Below are 15,766 nucleotides of genomic sequence, written 5' to 3' on the forward strand. Positions count from 1 at the left end.
TCCAGTTCGCTTCCAGCCACGCCCCCGGTAGCTGCCACGAGCCCAATCCTTCATTCATAAGAGTCGCTTGCAATTAAATCGCACGCTATGTAAATTGCAGCCCATGGACACCGCAACGCCCACCACCGATCGCACCAACGCCCTGCTGCAGCTGGACAACCAGCTCTGCTTCGCGCTGTATTCGGCCAACCTGGCGATGCACAAGCTCTACCGCGGGCTGCTGAAGACTCTGGACCTGACCTATCCGCAGTACCTGGTGATGCTGGTGTTGTGGGAGAACGATGGCCGCAGCGTCTCGGAGATCGGCGAGCGGCTGTATCTGGATTCGGCCACGCTGACCCCGCTGCTCAAGCGGCTGGAAAGCGCCGGTCTGCTGACCCGGACCCGGGCCGCGCACGACGAGCGCCAGGTGATCATCGGGCTTGCCGATGCCGGCCGCGCGCTGCGCAGCAAGGCGGGTGCGGTGCCGGAACAAGTCTTCTGCGCGTCGGCCTGTTCGCTGGAGGAACTGCGTCAGCTCAAGCAGGAACTGGAAAAGCTGCGTACCAGCCTGGGCGCCGCCTGACCAAGCCACGTCATTCATTGTTCTGCCAAACATGTAGGGCACGATTTAATAACTCGCTATTCAATGCGCAATCCGCGCTCACTCAGGAGAACCACCATGGCCTCACCCGAAAAAGTCCTCTACACCGCCCACGCCACTGCCACCGGTGGCCGCGAAGGCCGCGCCGTGTCGTCCGACAGCGCCCTGGACGTCAAGCTCTCCACCCCGCGTGAGCTCGGCGGCGCCGGCGGCGATGGCACCAACCCGGAGCAGCTGTTCGCAGCCGGTTATTCGGCCTGCTTCATCGGCGCGATGAAGGCCGTGGCCGCGCAGGACAAGCTCAAATTGCCGGGCGAGATCAGCATCGACGGCAGCGTCGGTATCGGCCAGATTCCGGGCGGTTTCGGTATTGCAGTGGAACTGAAGATCGCCGTGCCGGGCATGGAGCCGGCCGAGCTGCAGGCGCTGGTCGACAAGGCCCACCAGGTGTGCCCGTACTCCAATGCCACCCGCGGCAACATCGACGTCACCCTGACGCTGGCCTGATCCTTTCCCGGATATCCCCCATGAAACGCTACCCATCGTTGCTGCTGTTTGGCACGTTGGCGTCGGCAATCGGCGGCGCGCTTGCCGCGCCGACCGGTCCTGCCGCACCGGCCGCTTCCCCGAAAGTCCAGGCCTTCCTGGACGTCCTCAACTCCGCCGGCGGCAAGCCGATGGAGCAACTCACCCCGCAGCAGGCCCGCAAGGTGCTGGTGGACGCGCAGGCCGGCGCAACCCTGCCGGCCGCCGAGGTGACCCGCAAGACGATCACCGTCGATGGCAAGCCGCTCGGGCTGGTGGTGGTCAAGCCGCCGGGCAGTGCCGGCAAGACGTAGCCGGTGTACATGTTTTTCCACGGCGGCGGTTGGGTGCTGGGCGATTTCCCGACCCATTAGCGGCTGATTCGCGACCTGGCGCGGGCCTCGGGTGCGGCGGCGGTGTATGTGGACTACAGCCCTTCGCCGGAGGCGCGCTATCCGGTGGCGATCCACCAGGCCTATGCCGCGACCAAATGGGTGGCTGCGCACGGTGCCGAGATCGGCGTGGACGGCACGCGGTTGGCGCTGGTGGGCAACAGCGTCGGCGGCAACATGGCGGCCTCGGTCGCCCTGCAGGCCAAGGCGGCGGGCACCCCGGCCATCCGCTATGAAGTGTTGCTGTGGCCGGTAACCGATGCCGCGTTCGATAACGGCTCTTACCAGCAGTTTCAGCAGGGTTATTTCCTCAGCCGCAACATGATGCGCTGGTTCTGGGACAGCTACACCACCGACCCGGCGCAGCGCCGCGAGATCTACGCCTCGCCATTGCAGGCCAGCGTAGAACAGCTCAAGGGCTTGCCGCCGACCTTGATCCAGACCGCCGAACTGGATGTCTTGCGCGACGAAGGCGAAGCCTACGGCCGCAAGCTCGACCAGGCCGGCGTGGAGGTCACCGTGATCCGCTACAACGGCCTGATTCACGACTACGGCTTGCTCAACGCACTCAGCGATGTGCCGGCCGTCCGTACCGCGATCCGTCAGGCCGGCGACGCGTTGCAGCAGCACCTGGCCAAGTAAGGGCGGCTAACAAAACGTAGCGAGCAGTCGTCAGGTGGGTGCGGACGGCGCGGAGGAACCGGAGTGTCCGTGGGTACATGCCGATTCCGAGCACCGGCCGCGCCCGCCTGGCGGCTGCGCAGCAGTTTTGATAGCTGCTCTAATGCCGCACTGCTGGGCCGATAGCTGCGGCGTGGGCGTGTCTGCCTGCGCGGCGCAGGCCACCAGCCACAGCAGCGGGAGCAGGAAAACGCTGGGACGTATCGCACGCGCTTCGGGTCGGGGATTGCAGCATCGGGCAGTGGGCGCCGCTGCGCCATGGACAGAAAGTCAGGGTGCCGACAGGGGGGATCCGGCCAATGGTGGGTGTGAGACCAGCGATCAAGGCGACCGGGCAGCCGCAAGGCGGGCGCGGCCGGCGCCTGGACCCGCATGGACCCGTTGCTCCGCGGCGCCTGTACCGATGACGCGCCCCATGTTTTGTCAGCTGCTCTAAAGCGTGAACCGGGTCGAGCATCTGCGTCATGACATCGTGCAAACGACTGGATCACTGGATTCTCACGGCGTATGGTGTGAATTATGTTGCACAGCAGCATCGGAGCCCCGCAATGCTCGACTCACGCATCGAAAAGGTTGACCTGGCACTGACCGAGATCGCCCAGGACCCATCGGAGAAGGTGGCACTGTGGCAATGGGCCTGCCGCGAAATGCTGCATGAGACGCTGATCGGCATGCACCAGCTCTCGCATCTGGCCGGCATTGCACGGCACGTGGCCAACGACTGGCGCGCCCCGGTGGATGTGATCGCACCCGCAAAGCCCTACCTGGCGCCGTCGGCACTGGCCGACCGGCGCCTGCCGCAGGTGCTCGATGGCTTGGGCAGCACCCAGGACGACGCTGACCGCGCCAGCCTGTGGCGGCTACGCTACGCCAGCCTGATCGCCTCCACGCTGCAAGGCATGCAGGCGCTGGCCGAAAAGCACCGCATCGATCGCCAAGCGATGGCGATCAGCCAGTTGAATTGATTCGCAGCAGTAACGGTCGGCGCGCTGCGCCGACAGCTGTTTTCCAAGTGATACGCAAGTTGGTGCGCGTCAAACGCACGCGCAAGTCGCTAGAGCACAACGCAGTGCGCAGCCTGCGCACTAGCGCACCCTGCAACGTCCAAGCGCGACGCGCTTGAGGTGAGTGACGCGCGCAATGCGCCTAGTGACGCACCGCAGCGTCTTCCATATGCCGCCATGCCTGCCGCACGATCCAGCGCGCCTGATCCCAGGGCACCGATAACGTGGGCTGATACCGGTAGTAGCCATCCTGAAGAACTCGATACAGCTGCGCCTCGGTGGCGCGTGGGTAGGCCAGGTAGATGTCGTAGCCGAGCGTGAGCACGCGTGCGTAATCGGCGAAGTCATAGCCGCCCAGATGACCCTCGGCGTGGATGCCGCGCCAGTAGGAAATCTCGGCGTCGACATTGACGACGCGCTGGGTCGAAACAGATGCGGTGTGCATGGGTAGGACTCCGTGGTCGAGACTACCCCCCCTGTTTTTGCACCCTAGCAGCGCCTTGGCCGCGCAGCCAGCGCATGGCGACGAGCGGTGCAGCAGTACCGCAAAACCCGCACCGGCAGCGTGCCGGTACGGATGCAAACCCTCGCGTGTGTCGCAGTCAGGCTCAGTCCCAGTCGGGCGCAATCGCTTTCGGGTTGGCCAGGCGTTCGCCACGGTCCAGCGCGGCGATCTCGGCCATGTCCTGCTCACTCAGGTGCAGGCTCTGCGCCTTGAGGTTGCTTTCCAGATTCGCCCGCTTGGTCGAGGACGGAATTACCGAATAGCCCTGCTGCAGGGCCCAGGCCAGCGTGACCTGCGCCGGCGTGGCGTCGTGGCGCCTGGCGATCGCCTGGATTACCGGATCCTTGAGCACTTCGCCCACGGCCAGGGTCATGTACGAGGTGACATGGATGCCCTGCTCGCGCAGGAACGCGATCAGCGTGCGGTTCTGCAGGTACGGATGCACTTCGATCTGGTTGGTGGCGATCGCATCGGCGCCGAGGATCTCGATTGCCTGGCGCGTGAGCGCAATGGTGAAGTTGGAGACACCGATCGCGCGGGTCAGCCCCTGCGCCTTGGCATCGGCCAGCGCCTCCAGATACTCGCGCATCGGCACCTGGTCCTTGGGCGAGGGCCAGTGGATCAGGGTGAGGTCGACATAATCGGTGCCGAGCTTGCGCAGGCTTTCCTGCAGGCTGGGTTGCAGCGTGTCGCGGCTGAACCGGTCCACCCAGATCTTGGTGGTCACAAACAGCTGATCGCGCGGCACGCCGGCATCGGCAATGGCCTGGCCAACCTGCGCTTCGTTGTCGTAGATCTGTGCGGTATCGATGGCGCGATACCCCAGCGCCAGTGCGTTGCGCACCGAGTCGATGACAACCTGGTCCTTGAGGCGAAACGTACCGAGGCCAAATGCGGGGACAGTCATGAGGTTCCTTGCGTGTTGGGAGGTGGTAAATGAAGCAGTGATACGGATGCAGGTATGGCAGCGCGACTCAGTCGAGTGCGACCACGGCCTTGCCGAAGTTTTCGCCGCGCAGCAGGCTGATCAGCCCTTGTGGTGCGCTGTCCAGGCCGTGCAGCACGTGCTCGCGGTACTGGATCTTGTCCTCGCGCAGCCACTGGCCCATTTCGCGTAAAAACGCCGGCATCAGGCGGATGAAATCGTGCTGGATGAAGCCGCGCACGGTCAGGCGCTTGCGCAGCACCTGGCCGATGAAATCAGGCAGCCGATCCGGCCCGGGCGCGACCTGGCCGCGGCTGTTGTAGGTGGCCACCACGCCGCACACCGGGATGCGCGCGAAATCGTTGAGCTGCGGCATCACCGCATCGAACACCTTGCCGCCGACGTTTTCGAAATAGACGTCGATGCCGTCCGGCGTGGCGGCGCGCAATTGCGCGGCAAAATCCTCGGCGCGGTGATCCAGCGCCACGTCGACACGCAGCGTGTCGCGCAGGTAGCGGACTTTTTCTTCGCCACCGGCGATGGCCACCACGCGCAGCCCTTGCAGGCGCGCCAGCTGGGCCACGGTGGCACCGACCGGCCCGCTGGCCGCCGCCACCACCAGGGTTTCGCCGGCTTGCGGCTTGCCGATCTCGTGCAGGCCGGCGTAAGCGGTGAAGCCGGGCATGCCGTACACACCGAGCGCGGTGCTCAACGGCAGCGCATCGTCCTTGGGCAGCTTGCGCAGCGGCGCGGTGGGCTCCAGCACGGTGTGGGTCTGCCAGCCGCCGCCCAGCACCAGGAGCTCGCCTGGGTGGTAATCGGGATGGTTCGATTCCAGCACCTCGCCCACGGTGCCGCCTTCCATGACCGCATCGATGGCGACCGGCGCGGCGTACGAGGGGCCTTCGTCCATGCGACCGCGCATGTACGGGTCCAGTGACAAAAAGCGATTGCGGACCAGGATCTGGTTGTGCCCGGTTGGCGGCACCGGGGCGTCTTCGATGCGGAAGTTGTCGGTGCCGGGTTCGCCGTGCGGGCGTGAGGCCAGCACGATGCGGCGGTTGGTGAGCGATGTCATGCGAATTCCTCGCGGAAGGGACCGCGCAAGGCGCGGTCGTGGGGGCACAGCCGCCGTGCGGCTGCGCGAGGTGAGTGAATGGCGAGCGCGGTGGCGCAGTGGCTGATGCGGATCAGGCGCCGGCTGGTTCCGCTGCGCTGGCCTCGTCGAGCTGCGCGATCTGCGCATCGCTGAGCGTGATCTGCCCGGCCGCCAGCACGTCCTGCAACTGGGTCACGCTGGTGGCGCTGACGATCGGCGCGGTGACACTGGGGCGCGCGATCAACCACGCCAGCGCAATCTGTGCAGGCGTGGCGGTGTGGGTGGCGGCCAGATCATCCAGCGCCTGCAGGATGCGCAAGCCACGCGGATTGACGTATTGCTTGACCACCGAGGCACCACGCGCGCTGCTCTTGCCGGCGTCATCGGCGCTGCGGTACTTGCCGGTGAGAAAACCGCTGGCCAGCGAGTAGTAACTGATCACGCCCAGGCCGCGTTCCTGCACCAGCGGTTCCAATTCCTCTTCGAAGCCGGCGCGGTCGTAGAGGTTGTATTCGGGCTGCAGGCTTTCATAGCGCGGCAGGTTGTATTGCGCCGACACATCCAGCGCATCGCGCAGGCGCGCTGCCGTGTAGTTGGAGGCGCCGATCGCACGCACCTTGCCCTGTTCGATCAGCCGGCCGAATGCCGCCAGCGTGGCTTCCAGCGGAATCGATTCGTCGTCTTCGTGTGCCTGGTACAGATCGATCACATCGGTCTGCAGGCGCGACAGCGAATCTTCCACCGCCGCTGCGATGTTGTCCGGCGACAGGCCCGGGTGTTCGCTCCACTTGGCGACCTTGGTGGCGATCAGCACCTTGTCGCGTTTGCCGCTGCGGGCCAGCCAGCGGCCGATGATGGTTTCCGATTCGCCACCGCGATTGCCGGGCACCCAACCGGAGTACGCGTCGGCGGTATCGATCATGTTGAAGCCGGCATCGACGAAGGCGTCGAGCAACGCGAACGAGGTGGCCTCGTCGGCGCTCCAGCCAAACACGTTGCCACCGAACACGATCGGCTGGACTTGCAGGCCGGAGCGGCCAAGCGCACGGGAGTGGGGCATCACAGGGCTCCTGTTTCGAACTGACCACAGGATAGTCATGCCCGGTGCTGTTGCGTGTGACATCGGTGTGGATTCAGCGTTCCGCACACCGCGCTGCCGCGCTCACGGAAATTGAACACACCGCGCCAGGCGTGCGTGGTGCGGTGCAGCCTGCATGCTAGGCTCGCGCTACTTTTCCCGGAGGAGGGCGCTGCGATGATCCGCAACAAACTGGCCTGTGCATGCGTGGTAGGTGTGACATTGGCGATGAGCGCGCCGTTGGTGATGGCGATGAAGCCGGCGGACACCGCCACGCTTCCCGCTCCCGACGCGGCGTTGCAGGCGGCTATTGATGGCACGTGGCGCGACCGCGTGTACGTGCAGCGCGACGTGTACCGCCACCCGGGCCAGACGCTGGCCTTCTTCGGCATCAAGCCCACCCAGACCGTTATCGAGATCACCCCCGGTGGTGGCTGGTATTCGGAAATCCTGGCGCCGTACCTGCGCGAGAAGGGCAAGTACGTGGGTGCGGTGGTCGACCCGGCCGCGGTGCCGGAAGGGCGCAGCCGCGACTACGCGCAGCGTGCACGCGACGGCTTGGAAAAGAAGTTCACGGCAAAGCCGGACATCTACGGCAAGCCCACCCTGGTGGCGTACAACCCGACCGCGCCCAGCTTTGGTGCGGACAATTCTGCAGACCTGGTGCTGACCTTCCGCAACGTGCACAACTGGCGCATGGCGGGCCAGGCCGAGTCGATGTTCAAGAGCTTCTACAAGGTGCTCAAGCCCGGCGGCGTGCTCGGTGTGGTCGAGCACCGTGCCAAGACCGATGTGCCGGCCGATGACAATAGCGGCTACGTGGGCCAGGCGCAGGTGATCGCCATGGCCGAGGCGGCCGGCTTCACCCTGGCCGGCAAGAGCGAGCTCAATGCCAACCCGCGCGACACCAAGGACTACCCGGGGGGCGTGTGGACATTGCCGCCGAGCAACAGCCACGACGCAGCCGACGCTGCCAAGTACAAGGCGATCGGTGAGAGCGACCGCATGACCCTGAAGTTCGTCAAGCGCTGATCGCGGCGATGCGGTGGCTGCGCCGGTCAATGGGCTGGCGCAGCTTCTGCTGGGTTGATGGCAGTTGGTAAGTGGCGCGGCACTCTGCGTGTCTGCGCCATTTTTTTGTTGCTTTGAATTGGCTCAGGGCGTGGTGAGTGCTGCGCATTGCGGTGTACTTTTTGACGCATCAGTGCGCCGATGTAAGGCGTCTTGCAATGAGATCGACGAATTGCTCACTGATTTAATTCGTGAGTCGTAATTCGCAAACCGCAAACCGCAAACCGCAAACCGCAAACCGTATGAGCCGTAGATACTGGGTGCAGTGCACGTGCACGTGCAGAGCCGCTGAGCTACGCCGTACATGTATCACCGACACTTCGCTAAGGATCGGCGATGCGGGGTAACGGCGGATCAGCAGCCGCGAGCATGAGTGCTTGGTTGAAGCGATCGCACATGCTGTGCGACCTCCCAGAGGGAGTGGTGCCTTCGGGAACCAGGCAATAGCGCTTCATCGCCGTCGTCAGCGTGTGCCATGGAATGTGGAGTGCGCACCGCAGCTCCATGTGCTGACCGCGATTTCCCACGCGCTGCCGATTGCCCGATCATGTTGCCTTCCGCGATCTGCCTGGATGGGCTCCTGATGTTGGTGCTGTTGAACAAGCCGTACGGTGTGCTGTCGCAATTCAGCGACCGCTCCACGCCACCCAAGCGCACGCTGGCCGAGTTCGGCCTACCGCCGCAGGTGTATGCGGCCGGGCGCCTGGACCACGACAGCGAAGGCCTGCTGCTGCTCACCGACGACGGCCCGCTGGCGCATCGGCTGACCGACCCGCGCCACAAGCAGCCCAAGACCTATTGGGTGCAGGTGGAAGGCGACCCGGATACGTCACAGCTGCAGGCGCTGTGCGATGGGGTGCTGCTCAACGACGGCCCGACGCGCCCGGCCAACGTACGCAGGCTGGAGTGCGCACCGACGTTGTGGCCGCGCGATCCGCCGGTGCGTGTGCGCAAGACCGTGCCCGATGCCTGGCTGGAAGTGCAGATCACCGAAGGACGTAACCGCCAGGTGCGCCGCATGACGGCATCGGTGGGCCTGCCCACCTTGCGCCTGGTGCGGGTGGCTATCGGTGCGTGGTCGCTGGCGTCGCTACAGCCCGGGCAATGGCGTGTGGACGACGCGCGTGCGGTGCGGCCGGCGCGTTGATCGGCCGAGGCCTGGGTCATGCTGGTCACGTCCAGCCGCTGCGCTGAGAAGGCGGCCGGGCGTACAGGCGCGAACAGTGCTGATTGCGCCATCGATGCACGACGCTGCTCCGCGGTGCCACTGCCATACGGTCACCGGATGACGCTCGGTCGCGCAAATGGCTGCCAGCTTGCATGCAGTGTCTAGCGACTCACTGCTGAGTTGAAGACGCATGACGCATGACGCACGAACCAAGAACCAAGAACCAAGCCGCATGTGCATCCGGACATCGCCCAGAAACATCCGGTTCCACAACGAAAAACGCCACGGTGTCAGCCGTGGCGTCAAAGGGTGTTACAGCGCGGCTGCTTATTCGATGCCGTCGCTCGGTGTCACTGCACCGCGGCGCTGGTATGCGGCGCGACGGGCATTGGCGTTGCTCGCGTGCTCACGGTCCAGACGATGCACGTTGCCGCCCAGCACTTCCTGATCGCGCTTGCGCTTGCGATACACCGCATAACCGATCAGGCCGAGGCCGGCGACCGCTGCGGCGACCGTGACGGCCGGATTGCGCTTGACCAGCCGCGTGGCAACCTTGCCACCGGTGCGCACGGCACCGAGCGCTGCGCCCGTCTTCAACCACTCGCTGGCACCAGGGCCGAAGTGGCGCAGGCTGCTGCCGGCATGACGTGCCTGGTCGCCCGCATTGGAAGCCGCGTGACGCAGGTGGTCGCCGGCATTGCCTGCCAGTTCCAGGGCACGCTCCAGGGCGCGTTCGGTGATCACTGTCAGCTTGCTCATTGGGGGCGTTTCCTTTCTGAGTATCGTGGGGCGCAGTCTGTGCGCTGGCGCGTATAGGCAGTGTTAGCGCGGCCGCGCGCGTTTTGCTCGCGGTTAGGATTGGCGCACGGCGGGCTGCTCGGCAGCGCTGGCCGGGCACGGCGGTTGGCGTGGGGCAGAGCACGCTGCGGACCGCAGTTTTGTCTGGGCAAGCGCAGCGCTCTGCAGCTGCACACGCGTACGTGGCGCTATCCGCGTGGCGCGTGCCAAAACAAAACCGAGGCTTTCGCGCACAGGCAAATCCCGGGACTTGTCCTGCGTGCCGCATGGCCCGGTGCCAAGCCCACAGTTTTGCCGAGGTTCGCGCGTGCATCGCCCAGCACGCAATCCCTGCGCCCATGCAGCCGCACGATTGCCTCAGGTGCCCCTGGGTTTGGCCCGATGCGTGGCGTTGGCGGTCCAGGGATCGTCTGGCCAGGGGTGCCGCGGGTAGCGGCCTTTCATTTCCTTTTTGACGTCCGGGTAGGTGGTGGCCCAGCAGCTCTTCAGGTCCTGGGTCACCTGCAACGGCCGGCCGCCCGGGGAGAGCAGGTGCAGGGTGAGCGGGATGCGGCCATCGGCCACGCGTGGGGTTTCGGCCAGGCCGAACAGCTCCTGCAGCTTGACCGCCAGCACCGGCGGCAGCGGCTGCTGGTCGTGATCCAGCGCGTAGGTGATGGCACGCTCCATGCCCGAGGGCACGCTGATGCGGGTGGGCGCGTGGCGGTCGATGGCCTGGCGGCGCTCCCAGGGCAGCGCGGCCTTGAGTGCATCGCCCAGGCTTGCTTCGTCCAGGGCATCCAGCCGCGTCTTGCCGGCAAACGCCGGGCGCAGCCAGTGGTCGAGCGAGGCCAGCAGTGCGGTGTCGGAGAGGTCCGGCAGGCCGAGTTCCGGCATCCAGGCGCGCAGCGAGACCACCCGCGCGCGCCACTGGCGCAGCCCCTCTGTCCACGGCAAGGCATCCAGCCCGAGCTGGCGGACCGCCTCGGTGAGCGCGGCGGCGGCCTGGGCCGGGTCGACGCGGCCGGCCGGGCGGCTATCCAGCACGATGCGGTCGAAGCTGGACTGCCGCCGTGCAACCAGTGCGCGTTTGTCGGCATCCCACTGCACCACGTCCTGCTGCACGAAGCGCTCGGGCACGCTCTGGCGCAGATAGCCTTCGTCCACCGGTGCGGCGCGCAGCAACAGGGCGTCCTTGGCTTCGTAACGCAATTCGCTGGCGACCAGCCACGGCTCGCCACGCAGGTCGCTGTGGTCGAACAGGCGCGCGCTGCGGCCATTGGCCAGCAGGTAGCGCAGCGGGTCAGTGGGATGACGTGCGGCGATGCGGTCCGGAAACGCATGCGAGAGCAAATCGCCCAGCGCATGCGCCTCCACGCTGGTGGGTGGGGTGGCATCGCAGCGCAGGCGGCGGCGCCACTGTTTGGCGGCGGCATCGATCGCGGCCAGCGCACCGCGGTTGGCATCCGCGCCAGTGCGGCCCTGGCGGAACGCGGCCAGCGCCCGCCAGCGCGCAGCCAGCCCGTCGCCGCCCTGGCGGAGGGGGTGGCGGGCTTCCAGCAGTGCGGCCAGGTCACAGGCCAGCGCCAGTCGCGCCGGCGTGCCGGCCTGTGCCAGCAGTGCGGCCAGGCGCGGGTGCGTGGCCAGGGCCAGCATCCGCCGTCCCAACGCGGTGATACCGCCCTCTGCGTTCAAACCGCCCAGCCGCTGCAACAGCTCGCGCGCGGCGGCCAGTGCGCCGCCGGGCGGGGCATCGACGAAGCGCAGCGCATCGCTGCCCCAGGCGGCCAGTTCCAGCGCCAGGCCGGTCAGTTCCACCTGGGTGATCTCGGCGCGGCGCTGCGGCTCCAGCCGCTGCGATTGCGGCCACAGCCGGTAGGCCCAGCCGCTGGCCACGCGCCCGGCGCGGCCGGCGCGTTGATCGGCCGAGGCCTGCGCGATGCTGGTCACATCCAGCCGCGAAAAGCCGCTGTTGGGGTCGTAATGCGGCTCGCGCGCCAGCCCGCTGTCGATCACCACGCGCACGCCCGGCAACGTCACCGACGACTCGGCCACGTTGGTGGCCAGCACTACGCGGCGCCGGCCCTGCGGGTCGGGCTGCAGCACCTGGCTTTGTGCCTCCACCGGCAGCTCGCCGTGCAGCGGCAGCAGTTGCATTGCTGGATCCAGAGCGTCCTGCAAGGCCGCCTGCACGCGTGCGATCTCGCGTTGACCGGGCAGGAACACCAGCACGTCGCCAGGATGCGTGGCCAGCGCATGTTCCACCGCGCGGCGGGTCTGCGGCTCCAGCGCTTCGTCGCGGCGCGCTGGAAAATGCGCCACTTCCACCGGGTAGCTGCGCCCGGCACTGCTCAGCCGCGGGGCATCGAGAAAACTGGCCAGGCGCTCGCCATCCAGCGTGGCCGACATTGCCACGATGCGCAGGTCCTCGCGCACCTGGCTCTGCACATCCAGCGCCAACGCCAGGCCCAGGTCGCCGGCCAGGTGCCGTTCGTGGAATTCGTCGAAGAGCAACGCACCCACGCGTTCCAGCATCGGGTCGTCCTGCAGCATGCGGGTCAGGATGCCCTCGGTGACCACCTCGATCCGCGTGCGCGCGGAGGTCTTGTTCTCAAAGCGGATGCGGTAGCCCACGGTCTCGCCGACCGGCTCGCCCAGCTGGCGCGCCATGAACAGCGCGGCGCTGCGCGCGGCCACCCGGCGCGGTTCCAGCATCACGATGCTGCGGCCCGCCAGCCAGGGCGCATCCAGCAGCGCCAACGGCACCTGGGTGGTCTTGCCGGCGCCGGGCGGCGCTTCCAGCACCAGACGCGGATGGGCGGCGAGGCTGTCGCGGATCTGCGGCAGCAGCGGGGAAATCGGAAAGGCGGGGTCACTCATGCGCGGCAAGGATACTGGGGGCGGGTGGCGCGGGCGATGACCGGCCGTGTCCGGGACCGACCCGCACGGTGTCCGTGGCCCGTCCGCCGTGGCCTGCCGCAGACTTCAGTGCCAGGCAGGCGCGTCGATATCAATAGGACATCCTCCAGTGAATCTCCGATATGTCCTCCCCGTCCCCCCGCTTCATCAGTCTGCAAAGCAAATTGCTTGGCGCGCTCGCGCTGGGTCTATCGATCATCCTGCTGTGCGCGCTCGGGGGGCTGGGAACCGCGTGGTTGAGCCTGTCCGGCAAGGTGCCGCTGGAAGTGGCGCAGGCATCGGCGAGCGAAGAGGTCACCCGCGATTTCCGCATGCAGGTGCAGGAATGGAAAAATGTGCTGATCCGCGGCCGCGACCCGGCGCAGCTGGACAAGCACTTGAGTGCCTTCCGCGCGCAGGGCAGCAAGGTGCAGGCCGGTACCGAAGCGCTGACCAAGACCCTGTCGGATGCGCAGGCACGCGCGCTGGCGCAGGAATTCGCCAAGGCGCATCTGACTCTGCAGGCGCATTACGAAGCCGCTTTGGGCAAGTTCGCCGATGCCGGCTATGACACCCAAGTGGGCGATGCGCTGGTGAAGGGGCAGGACCGCGCGCCCAGCCAGGCCCTGGAGGCACTGGTGACCCGCGCCAAGACGCTGGCCGACGCCGCGGTGCTCGCCAGTGCCCAGGCAGCGCAGCAGAAGCTGGTGTATGCCGGCGTGGCGACGATTGCCGCGGCGCTGTGCCTGGTGGTGGTGCTGGGTTGGTGGATCCGCCGCTCCATCGTGCGCCCGATCGAAATCGTGGCGCGCGCGGCGCGTTCGGTGGCGGCCGGCGATCTGGCCGCACGTGCGGTGATCGGCAACCGCGATGAAATCGGCCTGCTGGGCCAGGCCATGACCCAGGTGGTCAGCACGCTCGCCGATGTTTCCAGCGCGCAGGCCGACATGGCGCAGCGGCATGAAGCCGGCGAAATGAGCTACCGGATGGACGCCGACGCATTCCCGGGCGCCTACGGCCGCATGGTGGGCGACACCAACGGCCTGGTGGGTGCGCAGGTGGGCCTGATCGGCGACATGTTGCAGGTGATGCAGCATTACGCGGTGGGCGACATGTCGGTGGACATGCCGCGTTTGCCGGGCGAAAAGGCGCGCATCACCGAAGCCATGGACACCACCAAGCACAACCTGGCCGCCATCAACGGCGAAATCCGCGGGCTGGTCGAGGCCGCGGCAGCCGGCGACTTCGCCACGCGCGGCAATGCGCAGGCGTATCAGTTCGAATTCCGCGGCATGGTGGACGGCCTCAATGGTTTGATGCACAACGTGGACCACAACCTGGGCGAGCTGTCGCAGTTGCTCAAGGCCATTGCCGACGGCGACCTGACCGCGCGCATGCACGGCAACCAGCAAGGCGTGTTCGCGCGCATGCGTGACGATGCCAACGCCACCGTGCAGCGGCTCACCGACATCGTCGGCGACATCACGCTGGCGGCGCAGACCATCCGCACTGCTTCGGCGGAAATTGCCGCCGGCAATGCCGACCTGGCCCAACGCACCGAACAACAGGCAGCCAACCTGGAAGAAACGGCCGCCTCGATGGAGGAACTTACCTCGACCGTGCGGCAGAACGCCGACACCGCGCAGCAGGCCAGTCGCGGCGCGCAGGCGGCAGCCGACATCGCCGGCCGTGGCGGCGACATGGTGGGCAGCGTGGTGGAGACGATGGGCGAGATCGAAGTGTCGTCAAAGAAGATCGCCGAGATCATCAGCGTCATCGACGGCATCGCGTTCCAGACCAATATCCTGGCCCTGAACGCCGCGGTAGAAGCTGCGCGCGCCGGCGAGCAGGGCCGTGGATTTGCGGTAGTGGCCTCGGAAGTGCGTGCGCTGGCGCAGCGCTCGGCCGGTGCCGCCAAGGAGGTCAAGCACTTGATCGACGCCTCGGTCGACAGCGTCGAACGCGGCAGTGCACGGGTGGAGCAGGCCGGGCAGACCATGCAGCAGATCGTGCAGTCGGTGCAGCAGGTCACCACCTTGATCGCGGAGATTTCTGCGGCGTCGCGCGAGCAGTCGTCCGGCATCGAACAGGTGGCACGCACGGTCAACGACATGGACGAAACCACCCAGCGCAACGCCGCGCTGGTGGAAGAAGCCTCGGCCGCGGCACGTGCGATGGAAGAACAGGCCGTGGAACTGAGCGAAGCGGTCTCGGTGTTCCGCCTGGATGCACGTCGCCCGCGTCTGGTGGCGGCTGCCTGAGCAAGCGCATCGACCTGGCGATGTGGCCGTGTCATCAGGCTGCATCGAGGTCATGCGTGTCGCAGCGTGGGTGCATTGCTCTCTTCTCGCACACTGCGATGCGTGCAGGGGCGGCGCACTGGCGTGCCGAGCTTCATCACCCGCAACGGCCGTTGCACGGCAGGTCGCGTTGGGGCGGCCGCGAGACGCCGTCAGCGGCGGTCAGAGGGGGCAACTGCTGCAAAGGAACCGGAACGTACGCGTCGTCCATGCCGGTTCCACGCACATGGCCGCCTGCCGGTTGAGCAGGCGTCTGCTGGTCGCGGGCTTACCCGGCTTCGCGCATGCGGGCGGTGAGGCCCTTGAGGAAGGCGCGTAGCAGTTGGTCGCCGCAGGGGCGGAAGTTCTTGTGGCCGGGTTGGCGGAACAGCGCCGACAGTTCCGGCTTGGACAGCGGGAAACCGGCGTTGGCGAAAATGGAGTGCATGTCCACGTCCTTCAGTTCGAAGGCCACGCGCAGCTTCTTCAGCACCAGGTTGTTGCCGACGGGGGTTTCCAGCGGGCGCGGCGGCTGGCTTTCGTCGCGGCCGCGGAAGCGCAGCACCAGGCCATCCAGAAAGCGCGCCAGCATCGCATCGGTGCAGGGCTCGAAACCGGGCTCGTCTTCCTTCTTCAGCCAGGCCTGCACCTGCGGCTTGTCGAGCGCGAATGCGGGGTCGGCCAGCTGGGCGATCTCCACCACCTTGTCGTCGCTGAGGTCGAGCATGTAGCGGATGCTGCGCAGTACATCGTTGTGAATCATGGCGGTTCCGGAGCTCCG

The 15,766-nt window shown here is 66.7% G+C and carries 15 protein-coding genes and 1 other RNA gene; 8 read left to right on the forward strand and 8 right to left on the reverse strand.

The window, feature by feature from the left end; genetic code table 11:
• Window positions 1-103 precede the first annotated feature (103 nt).
• The 4 genes from XCC_RS01375 (at window position 104) to XCC_RS01390 (ending at window position 2,142) form a co-directional block, all read left to right on the forward strand.
• Window positions 104-565, forward strand: coding sequence for a MarR family winged helix-turn-helix transcriptional regulator (locus XCC_RS01375; RefSeq protein WP_011035518.1), 462 nt, complete (start codon window positions 104-106; stop codon window positions 563-565).
• Window positions 566-661: 96 nt separating this feature from the next.
• Window positions 662-1,090 (forward strand): organic hydroperoxide resistance protein, encoded by a 429-nt coding sequence (locus XCC_RS01380; protein ID WP_011035519.1) that lies wholly within the window; start codon window positions 662-664, stop codon window positions 1,088-1,090.
• A 20-nt stretch (window positions 1,091-1,110) separates the two neighbouring features.
• Entirely contained in the window at window positions 1,111-1,422 is a 312-nt protein-coding gene (locus tag XCC_RS01385) for a hypothetical protein (protein ID WP_019237149.1), read from the forward strand.
• 108 nt (window positions 1,423-1,530) lie between these two features.
• A complete protein-coding gene (locus XCC_RS01390; RefSeq protein ID WP_230309682.1) occupies window positions 1,531-2,142 on the forward strand; it encodes an alpha/beta hydrolase in 612 nt (203 codons plus the stop codon).
• Between the two features lie 4 nt (window positions 2,143-2,146).
• Here XCC_RS01390 and XCC_RS01395 read toward each other — a convergent pair.
• A non-coding RNA gene (locus XCC_RS01395) (sX9 sRNA) lies at window positions 2,147-2,221 on the reverse strand.
• Window positions 2,222-2,729: 508 nt separating this feature from the next.
• On the opposite strand from XCC_RS01395, the gene XCC_RS01400 reads away from it, so the two are divergent.
• On the forward strand, window positions 2,730-3,146 hold the full coding sequence (locus XCC_RS01400) for a hypothetical protein (protein ID WP_012437060.1): 417 nt from the start codon (window positions 2,730-2,732) through the stop codon (window positions 3,144-3,146).
• A 181-nt stretch (window positions 3,147-3,327) separates the two neighbouring features.
• Here XCC_RS01400 and XCC_RS01405 read toward each other — a convergent pair whose 3' ends face one another.
• The 4 genes from XCC_RS01405 to XCC_RS01420 form a co-directional block, all read right to left on the reverse strand.
• The gene (locus XCC_RS01405; RefSeq protein WP_011035523.1) at window positions 3,328-3,630 is read right to left on the reverse strand and encodes a hypothetical protein; all 303 of its coding nucleotides are present in this window, start codon (window positions 3,628-3,630) and stop codon (window positions 3,328-3,330) included.
• A gap of 163 nt (window positions 3,631-3,793) precedes the next feature.
• Window positions 3,794-4,597 carry a 2,5-didehydrogluconate reductase DkgB gene (dkgB, locus tag XCC_RS01410; RefSeq protein ID WP_011035524.1) on the reverse strand — a complete coding sequence of 268 codons (804 nt, stop codon included), beginning with the start codon at window positions 4,595-4,597 and terminating at the stop codon, window positions 3,794-3,796.
• Window positions 4,598-4,664: 67 nt separating this feature from the next.
• Complete coding sequence (locus XCC_RS01415; RefSeq protein WP_011035525.1) at window positions 4,665-5,693, reverse strand: NADP-dependent oxidoreductase; 1,029 nt, start codon at window positions 5,691-5,693, stop codon at window positions 4,665-4,667.
• Between the two features lie 112 nt (window positions 5,694-5,805).
• The gene (locus XCC_RS01420; RefSeq protein WP_011035526.1) at window positions 5,806-6,774 is read right to left on the reverse strand and encodes an aldo/keto reductase; all 969 of its coding nucleotides are present in this window, start codon (window positions 6,772-6,774) and stop codon (window positions 5,806-5,808) included.
• A 195-nt stretch (window positions 6,775-6,969) separates the two neighbouring features.
• On the opposite strand from XCC_RS01420, the gene XCC_RS01425 reads away from it, so the two are divergent.
• Together XCC_RS01425 and XCC_RS01430 are read left to right on the forward strand one after the other, a co-directional pair.
• Window positions 6,970-7,824 carry a class I SAM-dependent methyltransferase gene (locus XCC_RS01425; RefSeq protein WP_012437062.1) on the forward strand — a complete coding sequence of 285 codons (855 nt, stop codon included), beginning with the start codon at window positions 6,970-6,972 and terminating at the stop codon, window positions 7,822-7,824.
• A gap of 622 nt (window positions 7,825-8,446) precedes the next feature.
• Window positions 8,447-9,010 (forward strand): pseudouridine synthase, encoded by a 564-nt coding sequence (locus tag XCC_RS01430; RefSeq protein ID WP_011035528.1) that lies wholly within the window; start codon window positions 8,447-8,449, stop codon window positions 9,008-9,010.
• Window positions 9,011-9,358: 348 nt separating this feature from the next.
• On the opposite strand, the gene XCC_RS01435 is transcribed toward XCC_RS01430, so the two are convergent.
• Together XCC_RS01435 and hrpB are read right to left on the reverse strand one after the other, a co-directional pair.
• Window positions 9,359-9,790, reverse strand: a complete 432-nt coding sequence (locus tag XCC_RS01435; RefSeq protein ID WP_011035529.1) for a hypothetical protein — start codon at window positions 9,788-9,790, stop codon at window positions 9,359-9,361.
• A gap of 396 nt (window positions 9,791-10,186) precedes the next feature.
• Window positions 10,187-12,688 (reverse strand): ATP-dependent helicase HrpB, encoded by a 2,502-nt coding sequence (hrpB, locus tag XCC_RS01440; protein ID WP_043877693.1) that lies wholly within the window; start codon window positions 12,686-12,688, stop codon window positions 10,187-10,189.
• Between the two features lie 161 nt (window positions 12,689-12,849).
• Here hrpB and XCC_RS01445 point away from each other — a divergent pair, with 161 nt between their 5' ends.
• The gene (locus tag XCC_RS01445) at window positions 12,850-14,967 is read left to right on the forward strand and encodes a methyl-accepting chemotaxis protein (RefSeq protein WP_043877694.1); all 2,118 of its coding nucleotides are present in this window, start codon (window positions 12,850-12,852) and stop codon (window positions 14,965-14,967) included.
• Window positions 14,968-15,274: 307 nt separating this feature from the next.
• On the opposite strand, the gene XCC_RS01450 is transcribed toward XCC_RS01445, so the two are convergent.
• Complete coding sequence (locus tag XCC_RS01450) at window positions 15,275-15,748, reverse strand: DUF1456 family protein (RefSeq protein WP_011035532.1); 474 nt, start codon at window positions 15,746-15,748, stop codon at window positions 15,275-15,277.
• Window positions 15,749-15,766 lie beyond the last annotated feature (18 nt).

Source organism: Xanthomonas campestris pv. campestris str. ATCC 33913 (assembly GCF_000007145.1).
In the GTDB taxonomy this organism is placed as follows: Bacteria; Pseudomonadota; Gammaproteobacteria; order Xanthomonadales; family Xanthomonadaceae; genus Xanthomonas; species Xanthomonas campestris.